Annotated in this window: 3 protein-coding genes; all 3 read right to left on the reverse strand. The window is 73.1% G+C overall.

The genetic code is table 11. From position 1 onward, the window contains the following. Positions 1 to 216, reverse strand: a 216-nt coding sequence (locus tag ACIQOV_RS28785; protein WP_401053415.1) for a nitroreductase/quinone reductase family protein, incomplete at its 3' end; no start/stop codon positions are given. Between the two features lie 706 nt (positions 217 to 922). After that, positions 923 to 2,086 carry a polysaccharide deacetylase family protein gene (locus tag ACIQOV_RS28790; protein WP_401053419.1) on the reverse strand — a complete coding sequence of 388 codons (1,164 nt, stop codon included), beginning with the start codon at positions 2,084 to 2,086 and terminating at the stop codon, positions 923 to 925. A 278-nt stretch (positions 2,087 to 2,364) separates the two neighbouring features. Next, positions 2,365 to 4,191, reverse strand: coding sequence for an AMP-dependent synthetase/ligase (locus tag ACIQOV_RS28795; protein WP_401053417.1), 1,827 nt, complete (start codon positions 4,189 to 4,191; stop codon positions 2,365 to 2,367). Positions 4,192 to 4,558 lie beyond the last annotated feature (367 nt).

Here is a 4,558-nt window from a genome sequence, read left to right on the forward strand (position 1 = left end):
GTACCACTGGGGGTGCTCCGGTGCCCCGGCGGCCGAGGCGACGACCAGGAGCAGCCCCTCCGCCCGGACGTACCCGAGCGGCACGGTGTGCGGCCGCCCTGAGCGGGCTCCGGTGGTGGTCAGCAGCAAGAGGTCGCCGCCCTCGAACGGGCCGCCGACCCGCCCGCCGTTGGCGCGGAACTCCTCGATGACGTTCAGATTGAAGGACATGGACATGTGTGTGTGATGGATCTCCAGAGGGGAAAGGGGAGTTGCGGCCACAAGCGGCGCCGGTGCCTGCGTCGTTGCCTGTGCCTGTGCCTGTGCCTGTGCCGTTACCGGAGATCGGGGCCGGAGACGGGGCCGTCATCGGGGCCGATGATCGATCGGCGCCGATGGTCGGATCCCGGTCCGGTGCTACGGCTGCTGGCCCGTCCGGCGACATCCGTCGCGGGACGCGGCTCGCGCACGCGGGCACCGCGGTGACCGCCCGGCGTCAGATCAGGGAAGCGGAGAGAGTGCTCATCGCGCATCGTCCCTTCGGAAAGTGCCGGCTCGGCTGCCGGCCGGCCCACTGCTCTTTGGCCGACGCCGCGCTGCACGCCCCCATTAGAGCCAGGCCGCGGACACGCTGTCAACGAGCGGGATCACCGGCCCAGGGCGTCACCTCCGCCGCCGACTTCGAGGCGCGCCTGATCGGTTGGACGGGGGATGCCTTCGGTGGCTGAGCTGCCACCGGGCCCGAGCCGGGTGGGAGCCCCACCTCGGCCGTGAGCGGCGACGCGCCGCCGCTCCCCTCGGAGGCGGCGGCGCGTCGGGTCCGGAGTGCGTGGTCCGGTGCACGTCGGGTCCGGAGTACGTGGTCCGGTGCACGTCGGGTCCGGAGTACGTGGTCCGGTGCACGTCGGGTCCGGAGCGCGTCGGCGGCTCCGGACGGTTCCCGTCAGTGCAGGTAGTCGACCAGGCCGGCCGGCTTGAGCCCGGCGGCGTCGGCGGCGGCGAGGGCGCGCTGGAGGTCGGCGGCGAGGGTGTCGGTCCAGTGCATCAGCACGACGTCGCCCGGCTGCAGCGGGCCCGGGTGCCAGATGTTGGCGGCACCCCAGCTGAAGTCCGCGTCGGCGGTGAGCACGGTGCGGATGCCGCAGTTCGCGGCGGCCTGCAGGGTGTCGGCGTTCCAGGTGAAGTACGGCGGGCGGAAGAACGTCGGCGCGGTGCCGAAGAGGCGGGTCATCGAGTCGCGTGCGTCGCAGATCTCGACCTGCTGCCGCTCCAGCGGGAGCGTGCTGAGGTCGGCGTGGGAGACGCTGTGGTCCTGGATCGAGGAGCCGGGCACGGCGGTGACCCGCTGGAAGAAGGCCGGGTCGGCGGTGGCGGGCATCGGCAGCGGGAAGGCGGTGATCGGCAGCCGGTGGTCGGCGATGAACCGTTCCGCCTCGGGGGTGCGCTGCCAGCCGTCGTCCACGGTGAAGAAGACGACCTTGTCGTTGGTGGGGACGGAGCCGGCGGCCACGGCCGGGGCGGGTGCGGGGCCGTCCACCCGGACGTCGTCCACGGAGAACGGGCCCTGCTGGTACCAGCCGTGCACGTACAGCCGGACGCTGCGCGCGTTCGGGCCGGTGGTGAACCGGGTGCTCAGCCGCTGCCAGCCGCCGCCGGTGGTCTCCGTCCAGGCGGGGGCGACGTCCTTGCCGGTGCCGGTGGCGCCCAGGTGGACGAAGCTGCCGCGGACCCACGCGGAGGCCGTGTAGGTGGTGTTGGGCTGGACCGCGACGGCCTGCGCGCACTCGCCGGTGGAGTCGGCGTTCGCCGGGGTGACGGTGAGCGCGGAGGTGCCGGCGTGCGGGGCGGTGGTGCTGACGGACGCTTCGGCCGGCCCGCCGGTGCAGCTCCAGCCGGGGACGCTGCCCCAGTCGGCGAGGTCGGGGGAGGGCAGCTCGAAGCCGGGGTTGGTGGCGAGGTTGACGGTCGGCGCGGCCTGGGTGCCCGGGCCGCCGGCCGGGGGAGCGGCGGCGGAGGCCGCGGGTGCAACGAGACCGGTGAGCAGCGCGACGGAGACGGCCAGCACGGACAGGCGCGTGGACAGGCGCGAGGACAGGCACGTGGACATCGACACGTGAGGACTCCAGCAAGTGGGGGCACGCCCGTGGGGAGAGCGTGAGCGGAATCGGACCGTGGAACTCTGAACGTGGAACTCTGAGCGAGGAATTCTGAACGTGGAACTCCGGGATGCGGAACCCCGGATCGTCGCAACAATGGACTAGACCAATGGGGCCGTCAAGGGAACGGCGGGTGAACCCGGCGGTCCCGGTCGGCCGACTCGCGGTCACCACGCCCGGGGAGCACGGGACAAGACGTCACGTCAGGGACCCGGCGGACGGGCCCGGTTCAGGACAGGTACAGCTCCTCGATGTCCGTCGCGTAGTACTCGGCGATCGCCGTCCGCCGTAGCTTGAGCGAGGGGGTCAGCAGCCCCTGCTCCTCGCTGAACTCCCGCGGCAGCAGCCGGAAGGCGCGGATCGACTCGGCCCTGGAGACGGCCGTGTTCGCGGCCGCCACCGCACGCTGGACCTCCACGTGCAGTTCCTCGTCCGCGAGCACCGTCCACGGGTCCGACTGCTCCCGCCCGTGGGTCTTCAGCCAGTGCGCCAGTGCCGCCGGGTCGAGCGTGATCAGTGCGGCGACGTACGGGCGGTCGTCGCCCACCACCAGGCACTGGGAGACCAACGGATGCGCCTCGACCCGCTCCTCCAGGGCCGCCGGAGCCAGGTTCTTGCCGCTGCTGGTGACGATCAGGTCCTTCTTGCGGCCGGTGATGCTGAGGTAGCCGTCCTCGTCCAGCCGGCCCAGGTCGCCGGTCGCGAACCAGCCGTCGACCAGGGACTCGGCGGTGCACTGCGGATGGTTGAGGTAGCCGCCGAAGACCGAGCCGCCGCGCACCCACACCTCGCCGTCGTCGGCGATCGCCACCGAGGCACCCGGCACCGGTCGGCCGACCGTGCCGAGCTTCTGCCGTCCGGCCGGGTTGGCGGTGATCGCGGCGGTGGTCTCGGTCAGCCCGTAGCCCTCGTACAGCTGGAGGCCGGCGCCGGTGAAGAACAGGCCCAGCTCGCGCCGGAGCGTCGAGCCGCCGCTCATCACGCTGCGCACCCGGCCGCCGAGCACGGCCCGCAGCCTCGGGTAGACGGTCTGCTCGTACGCGAGGTGGCGCAGCCGCAGGGCCGCGCCCGGGCCGGGGCCGCGGCCGAAGGCCTTCTGCTCCCGGGCGGCGGCCCAGTCGACGGCCACCTGCCGGGCCTGTTCGAAGAGTTCGCCGCGGCCGGCGTCCTCGGCGGCCCGCCGGGCCTGCTGGAAGATCTTCTCGAAGATGTACGGGACGGCGTGCAGGAAGGTCGGGCGGAAGGTCTCCAGGGCGGGCAGCAGCGCGTCGGTGGAGACCTCGGGGACGTGCCCGATCCGGAAGCCGCCGCGGATCGCCGCGATCTGCACGGCGCGCCCGTAGACGTGCGCGAGCGGCAGGAACAGCAGGGTGGCGGGGCGGCCGCCGCCGGTGTCGCGCAGGACGTCCCCCCAGCCGGCGAGCAGGGCGTCGGCCTCGGCGGCCAGGTTGGCGTGGGTGAGCAGGCAGCCCTTGGGGCGGCCGGTGGTGCCGGAGGTGTAGACGACCGTGGCGATGTTCCCGGTGGCGACGCCGAGGCGCTGGCGGTGCACCAGGGAGTCGGGCACGCCGAGGCCGTCCTCGGTGATCGCGGCGACGCAGTCCCGGTCGAGCTGCCAGATGCCGGTGAGGTCGGGCAGCGCGTCGCAGACCGCGCCGACCGTCATCGCGGCGTCCTCGTCCTCGACCAGGCAGGCCACGGCCTGGGTCTCGGCGAGGATCCAGCGCACCTGCTCGGGGGAGGCGGTGGGGTAGACCGGGACGGTGATGGCGCCGATCGACCAGAGTGCGTAGTCGAACAGCGTCCATTCGTAGCGGGTGCGGGACATCAGGGCCACCCGGTCGCCGTAGCGCACGCCGTGGGTGAGCAGGCCCTTGGCCAGGGCGAGCACCTGGTTCCGGAACTCCCGGGCGGTGACGTCCTGCCACTGCCCGTCCCCGGCCCGCCAGGACAGCTGGACCAGGTCGGGGGTGCGCTCGGCGGTGTCGTAGAGGGAGTCGGCGAGTCCTCCGGTGGCCTCGGGCGCGGCCGGGGCGGGGGTGGTGAACTCGCGCACGGTCCTCCCCAGTTCGGTGCCGGTCGTACGGGTGGTACGGGGTGCGCCGAAACTATCGGATCGCCCTGTCACTGCCCAGGGTTGTGGCGGTGACACGACGAGATCGGCACGGCTCCCCTCCGGTGGTGTCGCGCCCGGGGAGGTCAGGGGGAGGCGAGGGGGAGGCGCCGGGAAGGAATCGCGGAGGCCGCGGGTCCCGCGCCGGCGCCGCATTCCGGGCATCGACGGATGTTCCGGATGCGTAGCGGAGGACGGGTGACCGGTTTCTGACGTGTGCGGGACGAGACCGGTCGGTGGACCGGTTCACCCCTCGAACGAGTGGTCAGGGCGTAGTAGAGTCTCGCAGACCTGTGGCCGGGAGCCCCTC

It is taken from the genome of Kitasatospora sp. NPDC091257, from assembly GCF_044757675.1.
In the GTDB taxonomy this organism is placed as follows: Bacteria; Actinomycetota; Actinomycetes; order Streptomycetales; family Streptomycetaceae; genus Kitasatospora; species Kitasatospora lactacystinica.